The sequence below is a fragment of the bacterium genome (genome assembly GCA_030704665.1).
Classification (GTDB): domain Bacteria; phylum Patescibacteriota; class Microgenomatia; order Woykebacterales; family RBG-16-39-9b; genus JAUYID01.
Window position 1 is genome coordinate 785191 of the sequence record JAUYID010000009.1, and the last position, 13577, is coordinate 798767.

The window sequence follows — 13577 nt, forward strand, 5'->3', positions numbered from 1 at the left end:
TTCTAAGTTTCCTCGCCGAAGCGATCACAACTGCTGTTTAAAACTTTTAAAGTAACTGTCCTTTACTTGCTGGTGCGCGACTGTGAGGAACTAAAGACTCTTCATCGGATCAAATCGGTAATCCAGTCGCTAAATATTTGTCTTTTCTATCAAGTGCGAGAGGTTAGTGGTAAAAGGGGTTTTCACGAATGGAAAGCCTCAGGCACAAGATATTGAGTACATTTACCATGCTAGCACCTATATGTAGGGTTGTCAATATGAGGTGGCGCTTGCTAAAAAGCTACCAATGATGCTGTTGTTTTTGGGCTTGGGTAACTTTTCTGACCGCCAAAGAAAGAGCACCTTCCCGCAGAGTAGATTTTAACTCAGCTGCTAGTTCGAAGACCTCGGAAAAAGCTTGAGCCATTTTTTCTTCCAGTTTTTCGAAGACTTCTTCCTTGGTCCAGACTTCACCAAAGAGATTCTGATACCATTCAAAAAAACTAACCGTCACTCCGCCGGCGTTGGCCAAAATATCTGGGATGACTTGAATTCCCTCTTTGTGCAAAATTGTATCTGCTTCTGAAGTAGTTGGGCTGTTGGCCATTTCGAGAATGACTTTAGCTTGAATCTTGGCAGCATTGTCCTTGGTGATTTGATTCTCAAGTGCAGCCGGGATAAGGACATCAACTGAGAGTTCCAGCAGCTCTTCGTTGCTGATTTTCTGACCTTCAAAATTTTTCTCGACCAATTCACCGGAGTTCTTTTTTGACTCAACAACTTTGTCTATATCTAAACCTGTCTCTGAATAAACTCCGCCTTTTGAATCAGATACGGCAACTATCTTGAAGCCGGAGTCGAAAAGCTCTTTGGCAATTTCAGCTCCAACATTACCAAAGCCTTGAACCGCCACAGTCAATTCTCCTGGAAGTTTGAGTTTAGCTAAAGCTTGCTTAAGGACAAAGTAACCTCCTTTTCCTGTGGCTTCGACTCTCCCTTCGGAACCGCCGATTTCAACTGGCTTCCCGGTAACCACGGCCGGAACATTTTTACCCACCACCCGTGCGTATTCAGCCGCCATCCAGGCCATAATTTTCGGGTTGGTATTGACATCAGGAGCTGGCACGTCGATTTCAGGACCGATATCGTTGGCAATTACCCGAGTAAAAGCACGAGTTAATCTTTCTAGCTCTTGTTCCGATAATTTTTTTGGATCAACAATGATTCCACCCTTCCCTCCACCAAAAGGAACGTCCACGACCGCGGTCTTCAAACTCATTTCTAAAGCCAAAGTCTTAATTTCATCGAGAGTAACCCCTGGATGAAAACGGATTCCACCTTTGTAAGGGCCACGGGCGTTGTTGTGTTGAACTCGAAAACCTTGGAAAATTTTCAAAGTTCCCTCATCCAAACGGACGGGGATTGAAACTTCAATAATTTTGTCAGGGTTTTTGAGGATTTCAATTTCATCCGGATCGAGGTTTGCAAGCTCGGCGGATTTTTCAAGTTTGCTGAGAAGATCTTCAAACTGACTGGGCATGTTTTTTTAACCTTTTGGTTTTCTTTCTCCCAAAAACTCCTCGGCGTCCAGAGCGGCCATACAGCCAGCTCCGGCGGCGGTCACCGCCTGTTGATAGCGCCAATCGTGGACATCTCCAGCTGCAAAGATTCCCGGAACCGAAGTCTTCGATTTGTCTTTTATAGCAATGTAGCCCTTTTCATCCAGCTCAACTTTACCTTTGAGAAAATCGGTGTTGGGTTTGTGTCCGATGGCAATGAAAAGTCCTCCAAGACTGATTTCTTTTTCCTCACCGGCAGTGTTCTTTGTCCTGACCCCAGTAATTGTGTTTTCTCCAAGAACTTCAGTGACTTGAGTGTTAAAAATAATTTCGATTTTTGGGTTTTCCCGAACCTTTTCTTGTAGCGCCTGAAACGCACGTAGCTTCTCACTGCGGTGAATGATTATCACTTTGGGGCAGAATTTGGTCAGATAGACTGCCTCACGTAGGGCCGCATCCCCACCACCAACCACCGCCACTTCTTTACCCCGGAAAAAAGGCGCGTCACAAACGGCACAAGCACTCACTCCTTTGGCCCGCAGCCTTTGCTCACTCTCCAAACCTAGCCATTTGGCCGAAGCCCCAGTCGCTAGGATAACTGCCCGAGCCGAAAACTCCTCTTGGCTGGTTTTTAGTTTGAAAGGCTGGTTGTCAGTTTCAATCCCGGCAACATCTTCGTTGATAAACCTTGCCCCCAGCCTTTCAGCTTGCTTTCTCATACGCTCAACAAGCTCAGGTCCTTGCACGGCTTCCGGAAAACCAGGGAAGTCTTCGACGTCAGTAGTCCAAATCAGCTGCCCGCCTGCCTCAACCCCAGCGATAACAAAAACCGATAGATTGGCCCGCGCCGCATAAATTGCCGCCGTCAAACCAGCCGGACCAGAACCAACCACAATAATGTCATAAACGTCTTTTTCGTTAACTTCCATATACTTTTAGTTTAGCAAAGTTGGGAAGAGTTACTTATGGTTTCCAACCCCTACCAGGCTGATTTCGGACTTCTTCAGTCTCATTACTACGGTTGTAATCGTCGTCTAAACGATAAGTAGTACCTGATTCGGGAAGTGAAACCTCAACCAACTCGGAGTCTTCCAGAGCTTCCATTCGATGCCGTTGAAGGGGTTTGACTGTGTAACCCTTACCAATCTCCATGTCTATAGGAACTAGCTCGCCTTGATTGTTATCCAGCCAGTAACGGACTTTTCCACTTAGCAAAATTTGAGTCTCTTCTTTTTTGTCGTGGTATTGAAGGGAAAATCTCTTACCTTTGTTTAAATGAAGAAATTTACCTACGTAACCAGGCTCTTTCGCCCAATGTACTTCCCAACCCCAAGGTTTTTCTAGCTTTTCTGCATGTGGTTCTATTGAAAACTGACTAGCATCAAATTGATTTTTTTCCATTTAGAAAAATTTTTCTGCTTCGACCCATTCGGGCTCTGGTAAATTCTTGTAGTTGGGATTCGGCACTGCCTCAAGCTTACCATCTTTCTCGATAATATAGTAAGCCATACCTCTCTTTTCTTGAATTGGTCGGTAATCATTCTGCGAGTGAGAAGCGTCTTCCGGAGCATCGTCAGAGGAGATTAAATAAGTTTTACCTGTGTTTACAAAGGCATGTCCCCAACCAGCTGGAATTTCTACTTTGTTGCCTGATTTGACTTTTACCAGGCGCACTTCACCCACCTCTCCAGACTGGTCTCGATGCTGCAAAACCCCCACCCCCTCACCAAAAAGGAAGGTGTAGTTTTCTTTCTCGTTGTGTAAATGATAGTGGCCGTAAGTTTTGACGTACTCCTCTCCGTATTTACCCGCTTCCCAAATAGTGATGTTTGGCCTGCCCCGCAATATGTAATAAGCTGCCTCAGGCCCATCTGAATCTGGGTTTAGCAAAACTTCTTTTATTTTTTCTTTTGTGCGTGTCTCTAAAACCATTTGATTTCTAACAACCTGCTAGCGGTTCTGGGGCTGCTGATCCGTTTCGATAAAGTTTAATGTAATCAGTGATTTTTTGTTTATTAAAACTATCAAGTTTTAGTACTCTTCCCCAGCTAACTAAAGCAAGCATCGAATCGTTTTTTGCGCGAGGAGAAACCATTAGTTTAGTTTTTCCCATTTCTTGAACCAAATTTTTTATCTCATTTTTGACTGTCGAGTCATCTTTATTTTTGTAAGTAATCCAAACCGTACCATGCTCCAAACTGTGTATCACTCTCTCATCAACAATTTCATTGTCATAAACACCACATGGTTGCCAGTCCGAATAGTGCGGTCCGTTGCTCGGGGGGTTGGAATTGTAGGCTGCGTGCGGTGTTCCTGAGGCTATATGAGTACGATCACACTGATCTCCACTACAAGTCACCTCCCCAAGGGATTTGACACTAGCCTTGTTTTGATTCCTTGAATAGACAAACAAGACAACAAATCCGACTATCAACAAAACCACCGCAACTAGAGCGAGCGCTTTCACAAAGAGGTCGGCACGCCCAGACTTTCCCTTTGCTTTCTCAAGCTCTTTTCTGATTTCATCACGACGCTGCTTTTTAGTTAGTTGTTTTTCTTCTGTCATAGTTTTTTTGCTGCCAAAATGCTTATCGATCTTACCGTATTCCCAAAACAGAAATCAATCTTTCTTTGTCAAAACCCAAAATTGTTTCCCGCCCGCCTTCTTCTTTATCAATCACCGTGAAGGGTACTCCCACTTGCCCTGACATCTTGATTACTTCTTCGGCTGCTTGATGGTCTTCATCAACCAAGATATTTTCATACTTAATACCTTTGGAATCGAGAAACTCTTTTTCCATCTTACAATATGGGCAGGTGGTGGTTGTATAAATTTTGATCTTATCCATTTTTACCTCTTTCTAGGTAAGATTATCTATTATTCTGGCCAGTTTAATGTCCTTTTCCGTCACCCCACCTTCCTCATGAGTTGCAAGACTGATTTTTACTTTGGAGTAACGAATATCAATATCAGGATGATGCTGCGCTTTCTCTGCTTCGGTGGAGACTTTATTTACAAAAGTAATTGCCTCCAAAAACGACGGGAACAAAAATTTCTTTTCTATTTCCCCTTCGGAAACTTCCCAACCGGGGAAAGTAGCTAGTTGTTTTTCTGCTTCCGTCTTTTCAATTAGCATAGAGTGATTATACTAAAAACTCTCAGCTTTGAAATCCGGATTGTCGGCCAGTGTTTTTTCCATTTGCTCTTTGGTCAGCAGTCCAGCTTGTGGACCGACTTGGCCGACGACTGAAGCACCGTTGATAGATCCCCAGGCAAGACCTTCTTTCAGAGAGTGGCCATTGAAAATAGCTGCTTCACAGGCGGTTGCAAAACCATCACCCGCACCGGTTGCCTCAATTCTTTCACCGGGGAATTCTCCAATCCGATAGAAATCTTTTCTGTCATAAGCATACGAGCCCTCTCGACCATCAGTAATAACGACATTTTTTACATCCAAGTCGGCGATAATTTTCTTGAGTAAATCTTTAATGTCGATTTTTGTACTTTCCGCAATGTCGAGAACTCTTTTTGCTTCTTCGAGATTGACAAAAAAAACCTCAGTTAGCTTGAGTAACTCAGAATCCTTTTTCACGCCCACTTCCATTTGATAAGTCCCTGGATTGTAGCCGAGTTTCGCGCCAGTTTCTTTCAAGTAGTCAACCAAATCCTTGATCAGGGTACTTTCAGCAAAACTTTTGGAAAGAGAAGTGAGATAAACCCATTTGGCTGGCTCGAGTTCAGGTAGACGGTAGTTCCAGTGCTGATGGTAAACAAAAATTGTTCTCTCCCCTTCAAAATTCACGACCGCCGAGTAGTTTGACTCCATGCTTTTGTTAACGACGATGTAACTGCCATCCACACCTTCTTTTTCAATGACATTTTTGATTCGTTCACCGGCATCATCTTCGCCAACATTGACATAAATTGCAGAGTTCATCCCCAATCGGGCCGAGCCAACCGCGTTGTTGGCCGCGTTACCAGCGACCAAATGGGCGATTGAGTCCACCGCGATTTTGTCTCCATAGCTGACGCAGAGAACACAGTCCTCTTTATTGATGTTGCACTGAACATGGGCATCATGAATTTTGATGAAGGTGTCGATTGTGGCATCTCCTACCGAAATGAGGTCGTACATTTCTTTACTCATCCTTTTTTGTGTTTTCCTCTTCCGAGCAAACTGAGGTCGAGTAGACCCTGCTCTTCAACAAAGAAAGTCAAAATATCCAAAAGAAAAAGTCCCATACCAATCACTAGGTAGAGCAAGATGACAGTGAGGAGTCCGGTATCAACGCTCTGAAAGCCAGCAAAAACCAAACCAAGGCTAACTACCGCAGCCCCCATCAAAAGAAAACCCACTAAAGAAGCAATTGAGCTGATCTCACGTAAGACCACTGAGCGGTAATTAAAAAGGGCGACAGTGTCGATAAAAATCAGCAGTAGGTAGAAACCGGTCAAGAAACGGAACGCGGCCAAAGCCACTGACTCCCCGGGGTAAAAGATTGCTACATTGGAAAAACGCAAAGAGGAAAAGTAAGTTCCGTCAAAGATAGTCAGCAAGGCTACTGCTGCACTTGCAGTCAGAAAAACGATCAAGTAAACCCATTTTAGCAGTCGGACAGATTGAGGTTCCATAACTTAAGCTAATTGTAACCGATCGAAAGAGCTTTTTCTAGGCTTCTCTAAAGCTTCCCTTCGCTACCACAAATATCGATCCAAGTCTCAGCGACCTTTTGCACCGCTTCAACCACCCCTGGGAAAACTTTGTACATCGCGACATCTTTGTGTTCGGCAAGAGCTTTTTCGAGCCCTTCTCGATAGGCCACTCGAATGTCAGTATTGACGTTCACTTTGACGATATCACCTTCTTTGATCGCTTCTTTGACCTGCTCGGCGGGAACTCCACTAGCACCATGCATGGAGAGAAAGGCCGGCACTGTCTGAGAAACTTTCTTGATTAACTCAATGTCGAGCGGTGGTTGCGGTCCGGGGAAGGTACCGTGGGTGTTGCCAAAGAACGAGGCGAAAATATCAACGCCGGTTTCTTCGACGAATTTTTTGGCCCGCTGCGGATCAGTATAGCCTGATTTTATTGCCTCTTCAGTAATAGTTTCTGTGTGCTGCTCACTGCCTTCACCAACAATCTTGTCAATTTCCCCTTCGACGAGGGCCCCAATATTGTGGGCCTCAGGAACCACTTTTTTGGCAACCGTGACGTTTTCTTCGTAAGGAAGTTTCGAGCCGTCAAAATGAATCAAATCATAAGCTCCCTCAAATCCCGGTCTGGTGTCTTCGTAAGTATAAGCGTGGTCGAGGTTAACGATGATTGCCAAACCGTACTTTTTCGCAAAGTTACGGCTAATACTAGCCACGTTTTCAGCTTCCATCCACCTCGTCTCGCCAGTTGAAGATTCGATGATAACTGGCGATTTTTTATTAATTGCGGCCGCAACAATTCCCTTGAAGGTCTCGAAAGTTCCGACGTTCAGAGCGGGAATCGCGAAATTTTCTCTTTTTGCTTTTTCGAGCCATTCTCTTGCGTTCATTTTCAACCTTTCTTTTGTATAACAGTTTTTGCTGCTGCTTTTATTTTAGCTACACTCATTCCGTATTTCTCGAGCAATTGGGTGGGCTCGCCTGATTCACCGAAGGTATCTGGCATTCCCACTCGCTCAATTGGTACTGGAAAACTTTCCGATAACGCTTCGGCGACCGCTCCACCGAGGCCACCGGTGATCTGGTGCTCCTCAACGGTAACGACAGCACCCGTCTCCTTGGCTGCTTTAGCTAGACCAAGTTTGTCGATCGGCTTGATGGTGTGGTTATTAATCACCCGCGCGGAAATTTTCTCGGCAGCGAGTTGATCGGCGGCGAGCAAAGCTTGATAGAGTAACGGTCCCGCGGCAACAATCGAAACATCATCCCCGTCCCGCAAAGTTAAGATTTCACCAACCTTGAATGGTGTCTCTTCGGTGGTAATAACCGGAGTTTTTTCCCGACCGAAGCGGAAATAAAAAGGCCCCTTGTGTGCAGCCGAAGCAAGGGTGGTCTTGCGCGCTTCGTGAACGTCGCAGGGAACCTCAACTACTATGTTAGGTAGTACCCGCACGATAGCAATGTCCTCAAGTGCTTGGTGGGTCGCACCATCGGGACCAACCGAAATGCCAGTGTGGGCCCCGGCTACCTTGACATTGGCCTGCGTGTAACAAACGCTGACTCTGAGCTGATCCCAACTGCGGCCAGGAGAAAAAACTGCGTAACTGGAAACGTAAGGAATTTTTCCTGACAGAGCTAGACCGGCAGCAATGCCCATCATATTTTGCTCGGCCACCCCGACTTCGATGAAGCGCTCTGGATATTTTTTGCCAAACTCTTCCACCCGAGTTGATTCCGCCAAGTCCGCTGTTAAGACGACAACGTTTGGATTTTTCTCACCAAGCTCCATCAAGCCTTGTCCATAACCATCGCGGGTAGCAGCTTGCTCAACTTCCGGAGCAAAAAGTTTTGGATTTAGATTATTCATTAAATATCAAATAGTTTTCTATGCTCGTAGAGTTTCCAAATAACGAAGACCCCCCAGACGAGCTGGATCAAGTTCGTTCCTTCTCTTTTGCCTAAGGCATTAAAAATTCCTAGGATAGCAATGACCAAGGTGATGACCCAGGCGGCCTTGTTTTTCTGCAAAAGCCCCTGTCCCAAAAAGACAATTCCACAACCAACCACGGCGAGAAAGAGCCCAAGGAAAAGTCCCCCCACTACCCCAAGGATAGCGTGAAAAAAACCGCTAATAAAACCAACCCCCAAACCAAAGAGCAGGCCAGTGATGGTCAGCAAAACTCCAAGAGCGGTATAGACCCAACCAATGACCGTAATCGAGGTCGGTAAAGATTTATTAACTTTGAAAAAATTATTCATGTTCACTTTTTATTTTCCCTCTCAATGTGCGTAAGTCTTTTAAGGCCTCCCTAGCTTCGTCCGGCTTGGGTGGTTTACCGTGCCAACGGTAGTCAAACTCTTCAAAATCAACCCCCTTGCCCGGAATAGTGTGAGCGATGATCATGACCGGTTTTTCGTAAATCGCCTCGCCCATCCGAGCTGCGTCAATAATATCCTGCATATTGTGCCCATCAACCTCAATGACATGCCAATTGAAAGCAAAAAACTTCTCCGCCAACGGTTCTAGGGGCATGATCTCTTCTGTCATTCCGTCAATTTGAATGTTGTTGCGATCGACAATCGCGGTAAGATTGTTGATTTTGTTTTTTCCAGCAAAGAGAATTGCTTCCCAGTTTTGTCCTTCGTCGAGCTCTCCATCACTCATCAAGTTGTAGACGAGGTATTTTTTGTTGTCCATTTTGGCCGCTAGTGCCATTCCAATGGCTTGGGAAAGTCCTTGACCCAAAGGACCACCAGTGTTTTCAATACCTGGCAAAGAACCATAGTGGGGATGCCCCTGCAGGCGGGAATTTAACTTTCTTAACGTTTTTAATTCTTCAATCGGAAAAAAACCACGGTGAGCAAGAGTCGCGTACCAAACCGGACAGATGTGACCATTGGAGAGAACAACACGGTCGCGGTCAGGGTCATCCGGTTTGGACGGATCGATATTGAGGATTTCAAAGTAAAGGGCCGTAAAGACATCAGCCATTCCGAGCGGTCCAGCCGAGTGGCCCGAACCAGCCTCAACAAGCATTTTGATCAGCTCTTGTCTAATATCGTTCGCTTTGAGCTCAAGTTCTTGGACAGTCATTACATTTTTATTTTAGCAGTTAGCTACTGAACTATGATAGTTCCCTTTTGACTTGAATTCAAATGGTTGTGATAGCCCCAAGTTCCAGTTTTCGTCAGTGTGATAGTTTTTGTTTCACCCGGATTGATACTTCCTACGTTCAACTCGTTGTTGCCGGTATGAATTGGGTGGGGGTCACTGTCTAACTCAATAGTTTCGGCGCTTTCGTTGACAATTGTAACCGTATCTCCAGACTTAACTGTAATCTCTACTGGACTAAAGCTTCCCCCAACAAAGGCAATCGTGTTTCCGGCATTTTCGTTTTGGGTAGGGTTTTGAGTATTGTTTTGAGCAGAATTAGTGGTCGTGTCCCCATTCTCACTAGACTTTTTACCAGTTCCCTTCAAAAGAAAGAAACCTAGCAAAGCGACAACTGAAACCACCGCGACAGCAATTAGCAAATTCTTCAAAGAAATTCACCTCCTCGGCTCTTTAGAGATACAGTGTGAAATCATAATCCAGAAAGGGGGTTTTGTCAAAAATTAACCAGCAGTGTCAGGCACTACATCGGCAACATCATCGACAAGGGCTTGGTAGGCGTTGGCTACTCTCTGCTCATAAGTCTCGCCAGGAATCGCCTCGCCCGCAAAAATAAACGAGCCGCTAGCCAGAATGTTGGCTCCCGTCTCGGCTAGCTTTCGGGCAATTCCTGGTTGCACCGCTCCATCCACTTCAATAGTAATATCGTTTCTCATTTCTCGCAGTTTTCGAATCTTGTTTAACGACGTGTGAACAAAATGTTGTCCGGAAAACCCAGGATGAACTGAAAGAACCAGAACAGTATCAACTTTATCTATAAGGTGCTGCATTTTTTCTGCTCCTGTTTCGGGATTAAGTGAAAAACCAATTTCAACTTGATGTTGGCGTAAATGATTGATGATTCCGATCGGATCCCGTACGGATTCAAAAGGAACGACGATTCGGGTGGGTCTCAGTTTGATAAAAGGGTCGATCCAGTCTTCAAGAAATTCCACCATGAGTTGAATTTCAAAACGCAACGGGGTTCTGATCGAAGCGATATCTTTGGGTTTGACAGTTTGGTTGCGGGCGAACTTGTTGTCAACGATGTCAATCTGCACTTCATCTACCAATTTTTCGACTGCCTTTATTTTTCGTAAATAATCCTCGACACGTTTTGAAAGAATTGCCGGCAAAATCTGGATCATTCTTTTTCCTCGATTTTTTCTATTTCCTCAAGTCGACGTTGGTGTCGACCGCCTTCAAAATCTTGTTTTAACCACTCCTCAACGATCTTCCTTGCCTCCTCCTCTTTGACGAAACCGGCCCCAATCGAAAGAACATTGGCATCGTTGTGCTCTCGGGAAAGTTTGACTACTTCGGGGTTCCCCCCGTAATAGACAACCGCCCGGATGTGGTCAACTTTGTTCGCCACCAAAGCTTCCCCTTCACCTGATTTACCAAAAATTATTCCCTTGGAGCCCGGGTTCTGAGCCACTTTTTCTGCAGCCGGGTAAATCAAATCAGGGTAATCATCCCCAGGGTTGAAACTCTCCGGACCGCAATCTTCAACTTCAAGATTTTTTGAGAGTAAATAATCTCGAATTTTGTTTTTCAGTTCAAACCCAGCGTGATCGCTGGCCAAATAAATCATCGTTTAGCTTTTTGGTAGTTGCTCATTTGAATTGTTTTCAGCGGGCGGTTGGGACTGGCTGACAGCCTCCGAAACCGGGGGTTGAGCGCTAGCTTCTGCGCCAGCCCCAGAACCTGCTTGAGCAACATTGATTACCTGCTCAACCAGCCGGTGTGAGTAGCCCCATTCGTTGTCGTACCAAGCAAAAACTTTGACCATATCCCCATCAACAACTTGGGTCAGTGCAAGATCCACAATCGAACTCTCAGTTCGACCAATGATATCCGAAGAAACGATTGGCTCATTGGTCACCGCCAAAATTCCTTTGTACTTTGCTTGAGTGGACGCTTCAGTTAGGGCTTGGTTGACTTGCTCAACAGTTACTTTAGTTTTTAAGAGGAAAGTAAAATCAGAAATTGACCCGACCGGGGTCGGAACCCGGATACTCATCCCATCAAACAAACCTTTGAGTTCTGGAATAGCTTCGGTTGTTGCAATCGCCGCTCCGGTTGTTGTCGGGGTAATATTTTCCGCCGCGGCCCGAGCTCGGCGCAAATCTTTGTGGGGGCCGTCTTGCAAATTCTGATCAGCGGTATAGCTGTGGACCGTAGTCATCATTGCTTTCGCTATGCCAAATTTACTGTGGATAACGGCTGCCACCGGAGCAATACAGTTGGTGGTACAAGAAGCGTTGTTGATGATTTTTTCTTCCGGTCTGTAAGTCTCATCGTTAACCCCCATCAAATAGGTTCCAACCTTACCTCCTTTGGCCGGAGCAGAAATAACAACTTTTTTCGCTCCAGCTTTTAAGTGCTGAGCCGAACCTTCATAGTCGGTAAAGCGTCCAGTGGACTCGATGACGATATCAACCCCGAGGCTGGACCAAGGTAGTTTGGCTGGGTCTTTTTCTGCAAAAATTTCGTAGGCCCGCCCATCAACGATAATGTGCTTTTCATCGCTACCAATTTCGCGCCCGTATTGGCCATAGGCAGTATCGTATTTGAGAAGATGGGACAAAGTCCTAGCATCGGTCAAATCATTGATGCCAACTACTTCTGCTTCTGAAGAATGTTCGTCGAGGATTATTTTAAAAGCGTTGCGGCCAATGCGACCGAAACCGTTGATTGCTACCTTGATCATACTAGGCATGCTCCTTTTCGCCTCAATTCGCTGATACTTGTCGCGACGAGGCAGGTATCTATTTTAATCTGGCTTTGTTTTATTATACACTCGGAAAACCCTTCTAACCAGCCTCTTGTAGAACGTGGTTAATTAACCCCGGCAACCCCCTTGCCAGGGAATAATAGACCACTTTTTTCTTTCTTTTGGCACTCACCAAGTTGTAGTCTTTTAACAATCTTAATTGATGGGAAACCGCCGAAATATTTAGTCTGACCACGTCTGCCAGATCTCCAACACAGAGCGAGTCTTTTTTCCAGAGCACCAAAAGAAGTTGCAGCCTAGTTTCTGAATTTAGTAAATTGATCCACTCTGCAGATTCTTTAATTTTTGAACTGAAAATTTCCTTTTGCAAACTTTGGAGGGTAGAGGGGGGAGAGCTATGGGGCTTCGTTCCAAAAGTCCGGGCGGGTTTAACAATTTTTCTCATCTTTAATTATTATAGTTGAATGTTTATTCAAATGACAGTGGGGAAGAGTGCTAAGTTAAAGTTTTTTTAATAGTGAATTTAATTTGTGTTTAACCGACAGGAACTACCTTGACTCCAACCAAGTCGGGGAAGCTCTTCGTGCGCCAGTCCAAATCCCCAACCCCCTCACCTTTTATCCCACTGCTTGGTTGGGTCGGATCCTTGCGCAGCTGTTCCAACCCAACTTCTGCCGCCACGCTCTCTATATCAACAGTAGTTGGGACCACGAGTCGATATTCTTCCTTACCCTCCGGGTTGAACAAGGCCAGTTCAATCTTTCCATCTGTCTGGCTGAATTTGGCATCAATTCTCAAGCCGTTCAGGGTGTAGCTTTTTCCTTCCCCAAGATCAGCTAAAAATTCTTCCAGGCTTCCAAACAAACCGCCTTTTGGGTCCTGGTCAATCAGTGCAAGATCACCCGTTCCACCCATCACAAAGGGTTGTAGGTAATCTAGCTTTCCGTTCGGTGCGTATTCAAAGTAAAGTTGGCTGCCCCACTCCCCCGCTGGCGCACCAGGAGAAGCGGCTTCTCCTTTTATATTATGCAAACCATAGTTTAATCTAAATCCCCCATTTTCCTCGAGAAATTCCAAAGTTTCAAACTCTTGCTTTGAAGCAAATCCATATCTACCCAAGACTGCTCGACCGTATTTAGTAAAAGAATAATTTTTTCCATCGTTATTTTCTTCCGAGCGAAACCAACTGGTTAACGTAAAACCAATTCTATCGTTTTCAGTCCTGACTGCCTGGTAATAACGCCGACTAGCTGCGTAAGTTCCTTCGACACTGGTATCATCAAGAGCAACAAAAAGGTTTTCTTTTTCTAGAGCTTTAACTTTAAAGTTCTCATCTACTGGCGCTATTACATTCTGAACATAGGTTTCAAATTTATCTTCAATTTCGGTTTTCCCCTTGTCTTCTTTGTTTCCGGCTTGGGAGATACCCATTTCCTCAGGACTTGGTCCGTCAAGTTCGCTCATAGTTTTAACTATACCCTAAGTTTAGAATTTTAA

General features: G+C 45.1%; 19 protein-coding genes. All 19 read right to left on the reverse strand.

The genetic code is table 11. From position 1 onward, the window contains the following. Positions 1–280: 280 nt before the first annotated feature. Complete coding sequence (locus tag Q8P13_04560; GenBank protein ID MDP2671697.1) at positions 281–1519, reverse strand: Glu/Leu/Phe/Val dehydrogenase; 1239 nt, start codon at positions 1517–1519, stop codon at positions 281–283. A 6-nt stretch (positions 1520–1525) separates the two neighbouring features. Further along, on the reverse strand, positions 1526–2467 hold the full coding sequence (trxB, locus tag Q8P13_04565) for a thioredoxin-disulfide reductase (protein MDP2671698.1): 942 nt from the start codon (positions 2465–2467) through the stop codon (positions 1526–1528). A gap of 34 nt (positions 2468–2501) precedes the next feature. Next, entirely contained in the window at positions 2502–2939 is a 438-nt protein-coding gene (locus tag Q8P13_04570) for a cupin (GenBank protein ID MDP2671699.1), read from the reverse strand. Next, positions 2940–3470: a glucose-6-phosphate isomerase family protein gene (locus Q8P13_04575; protein MDP2671700.1), complete on the reverse strand. Its 531-nt coding sequence runs from the start codon at positions 3468–3470 to the stop codon at positions 2940–2942. 7 nt (positions 3471–3477) lie between these two features. Next, entirely contained in the window at positions 3478–4104 is a 627-nt protein-coding gene (locus tag Q8P13_04580) for a DUF3105 domain-containing protein (protein ID MDP2671701.1), read from the reverse strand. Between the two features lie 31 nt (positions 4105–4135). After that, a complete protein-coding gene (locus Q8P13_04585) occupies positions 4136–4387 on the reverse strand; it encodes a glutaredoxin family protein (GenBank protein MDP2671702.1) in 252 nt (83 codons plus the stop codon). Positions 4388–4399: 12 nt separating this feature from the next. After that, positions 4400–4675, reverse strand: coding sequence for a 4a-hydroxytetrahydrobiopterin dehydratase (locus Q8P13_04590; GenBank protein ID MDP2671703.1), 276 nt, complete (start codon positions 4673–4675; stop codon positions 4400–4402). A 12-nt stretch (positions 4676–4687) separates the two neighbouring features. Continuing rightward, positions 4688–5686, reverse strand: a complete 999-nt coding sequence (locus Q8P13_04595; protein MDP2671704.1) for a carbohydrate kinase family protein — start codon at positions 5684–5686, stop codon at positions 4688–4690. Further along, a complete protein-coding gene (locus Q8P13_04600) occupies positions 5683–6171 on the reverse strand; it encodes a hypothetical protein (GenBank protein MDP2671705.1) in 489 nt (162 codons plus the stop codon). The genes Q8P13_04595 and Q8P13_04600 overlap by 4 nt, the downstream gene beginning before the upstream one ends. Positions 6172–6218: 47 nt before the next feature. After that, positions 6219–7082, reverse strand: a complete 864-nt coding sequence (locus Q8P13_04605; GenBank protein MDP2671706.1) for a class II fructose-bisphosphate aldolase — start codon at positions 7080–7082, stop codon at positions 6219–6221. Between the two features lie 2 nt (positions 7083–7084). Next, the gene (locus Q8P13_04610; protein MDP2671707.1) at positions 7085–8059 is read right to left on the reverse strand and encodes a transketolase C-terminal domain-containing protein; all 975 of its coding nucleotides are present in this window, start codon (positions 8057–8059) and stop codon (positions 7085–7087) included. Beyond that, the gene (locus Q8P13_04615) at positions 8059–8451 is read right to left on the reverse strand and encodes a hypothetical protein (protein MDP2671708.1); all 393 of its coding nucleotides are present in this window, start codon (positions 8449–8451) and stop codon (positions 8059–8061) included. The genes Q8P13_04610 and Q8P13_04615 overlap by 1 nt, the downstream gene beginning before the upstream one ends. After that, positions 8444–9286: a transketolase gene (locus tag Q8P13_04620; GenBank protein ID MDP2671709.1), complete on the reverse strand. Its 843-nt coding sequence runs from the start codon at positions 9284–9286 to the stop codon at positions 8444–8446. Before Q8P13_04620 ends, Q8P13_04615 begins: the two co-directional genes overlap by 8 nt. A 23-nt stretch (positions 9287–9309) precedes the next feature. Then, positions 9310–9735, reverse strand: a complete 426-nt coding sequence (locus Q8P13_04625) for a cupredoxin domain-containing protein (GenBank protein ID MDP2671710.1) — start codon at positions 9733–9735, stop codon at positions 9310–9312. A 72-nt stretch (positions 9736–9807) separates the two neighbouring features. Then, positions 9808–10491, reverse strand: coding sequence for a hypothetical protein (locus Q8P13_04630; protein ID MDP2671711.1), 684 nt, complete (start codon positions 10489–10491; stop codon positions 9808–9810). Next, positions 10488–10937, reverse strand: coding sequence for an RpiB/LacA/LacB family sugar-phosphate isomerase (locus Q8P13_04635; protein MDP2671712.1), 450 nt, complete (start codon positions 10935–10937; stop codon positions 10488–10490). The genes Q8P13_04630 and Q8P13_04635 overlap by 4 nt, the downstream gene beginning before the upstream one ends. A 3-nt stretch (positions 10938–10940) precedes the next feature. Continuing rightward, the gene (gene gap, locus Q8P13_04640) at positions 10941–12056 is read right to left on the reverse strand and encodes a type I glyceraldehyde-3-phosphate dehydrogenase (GenBank protein ID MDP2671713.1); all 1116 of its coding nucleotides are present in this window, start codon (positions 12054–12056) and stop codon (positions 10941–10943) included. A 103-nt stretch (positions 12057–12159) separates the two neighbouring features. Next, positions 12160–12525: a metalloregulator ArsR/SmtB family transcription factor gene (locus Q8P13_04645; GenBank protein ID MDP2671714.1), complete on the reverse strand. Its 366-nt coding sequence runs from the start codon at positions 12523–12525 to the stop codon at positions 12160–12162. An 89-nt stretch (positions 12526–12614) separates the two neighbouring features. Then, positions 12615–13544, reverse strand: coding sequence for a hypothetical protein (locus tag Q8P13_04650; GenBank protein ID MDP2671715.1), 930 nt, complete (start codon positions 13542–13544; stop codon positions 12615–12617). Positions 13545–13577 lie beyond the last annotated feature (33 nt).

Coding starts and splice junctions, on each gene's coding strand:
- Q8P13_04560 (MDP2671697.1), bottom strand. CDS start 1,519: ATGCCCAGTCAGTTTGAAGATCTTCTCAGCAAACTTGAAAAATCCGCC.
- trxB (MDP2671698.1), bottom strand. CDS start 2,467: ATGGAAGTTAACGAAAAAGACGTTTATGACATTATTGTGGTTGGTTCT.
- Q8P13_04570 (MDP2671699.1), bottom strand. CDS start 2,939: ATGGAAAAAAATCAATTTGATGCTAGTCAGTTTTCAATAGAACCACAT.
- Q8P13_04575 (MDP2671700.1), bottom strand. CDS start 3,470: ATGGTTTTAGAGACACGCACAAAAGAAAAAATAAAAGAAGTTTTGCTA.
- Q8P13_04580 (MDP2671701.1), bottom strand. CDS start 4,104: ATGACAGAAGAAAAACAACTAACTAAAAAGCAGCGTCGTGATGAAATC.
- Q8P13_04585 (MDP2671702.1), bottom strand. CDS start 4,387: ATGGATAAGATCAAAATTTATACAACCACCACCTGCCCATATTGTAAG.
- Q8P13_04590 (MDP2671703.1), bottom strand. CDS start 4,675: ATGCTAATTGAAAAGACGGAAGCAGAAAAACAACTAGCTACTTTCCCC.
- Q8P13_04595 (MDP2671704.1), bottom strand. CDS start 5,686: ATGAGTAAAGAAATGTACGACCTCATTTCGGTAGGAGATGCCACAATC.
- Q8P13_04600 (MDP2671705.1), bottom strand. CDS start 6,171: ATGGAACCTCAATCTGTCCGACTGCTAAAATGGGTTTACTTGATCGTT.
- Q8P13_04605 (MDP2671706.1), bottom strand. CDS start 7,082: ATGAACGCAAGAGAATGGCTCGAAAAAGCAAAAAGAGAAAATTTCGCG.
- Q8P13_04610 (MDP2671707.1), bottom strand. CDS start 8,059: ATGAATAATCTAAATCCAAAACTTTTTGCTCCGGAAGTTGAGCAAGCT.
- Q8P13_04615 (MDP2671708.1), bottom strand. CDS start 8,451: ATGAATAATTTTTTCAAAGTTAATAAATCTTTACCGACCTCGATTACG.
- Q8P13_04620 (MDP2671709.1), bottom strand. CDS start 9,286: ATGACTGTCCAAGAACTTGAGCTCAAAGCGAACGATATTAGACAAGAG.
- Q8P13_04630 (MDP2671711.1), bottom strand. CDS start 10,491: ATGATCCAGATTTTGCCGGCAATTCTTTCAAAACGTGTCGAGGATTAT.
- Q8P13_04635 (MDP2671712.1), bottom strand. CDS start 10,937: ATGATTTATTTGGCCAGCGATCACGCTGGGTTTGAACTGAAAAACAAA.
- gap (MDP2671713.1), bottom strand. CDS start 12,056: ATGATCAAGGTAGCAATCAACGGTTTCGGTCGCATTGGCCGCAACGCT.
- Q8P13_04645 (MDP2671714.1), bottom strand. CDS start 12,525: ATGAGAAAAATTGTTAAACCCGCCCGGACTTTTGGAACGAAGCCCCAT.
- Q8P13_04650 (MDP2671715.1), bottom strand. CDS start 13,544: ATGAGCGAACTTGACGGACCAAGTCCTGAGGAAATGGGTATCTCCCAA.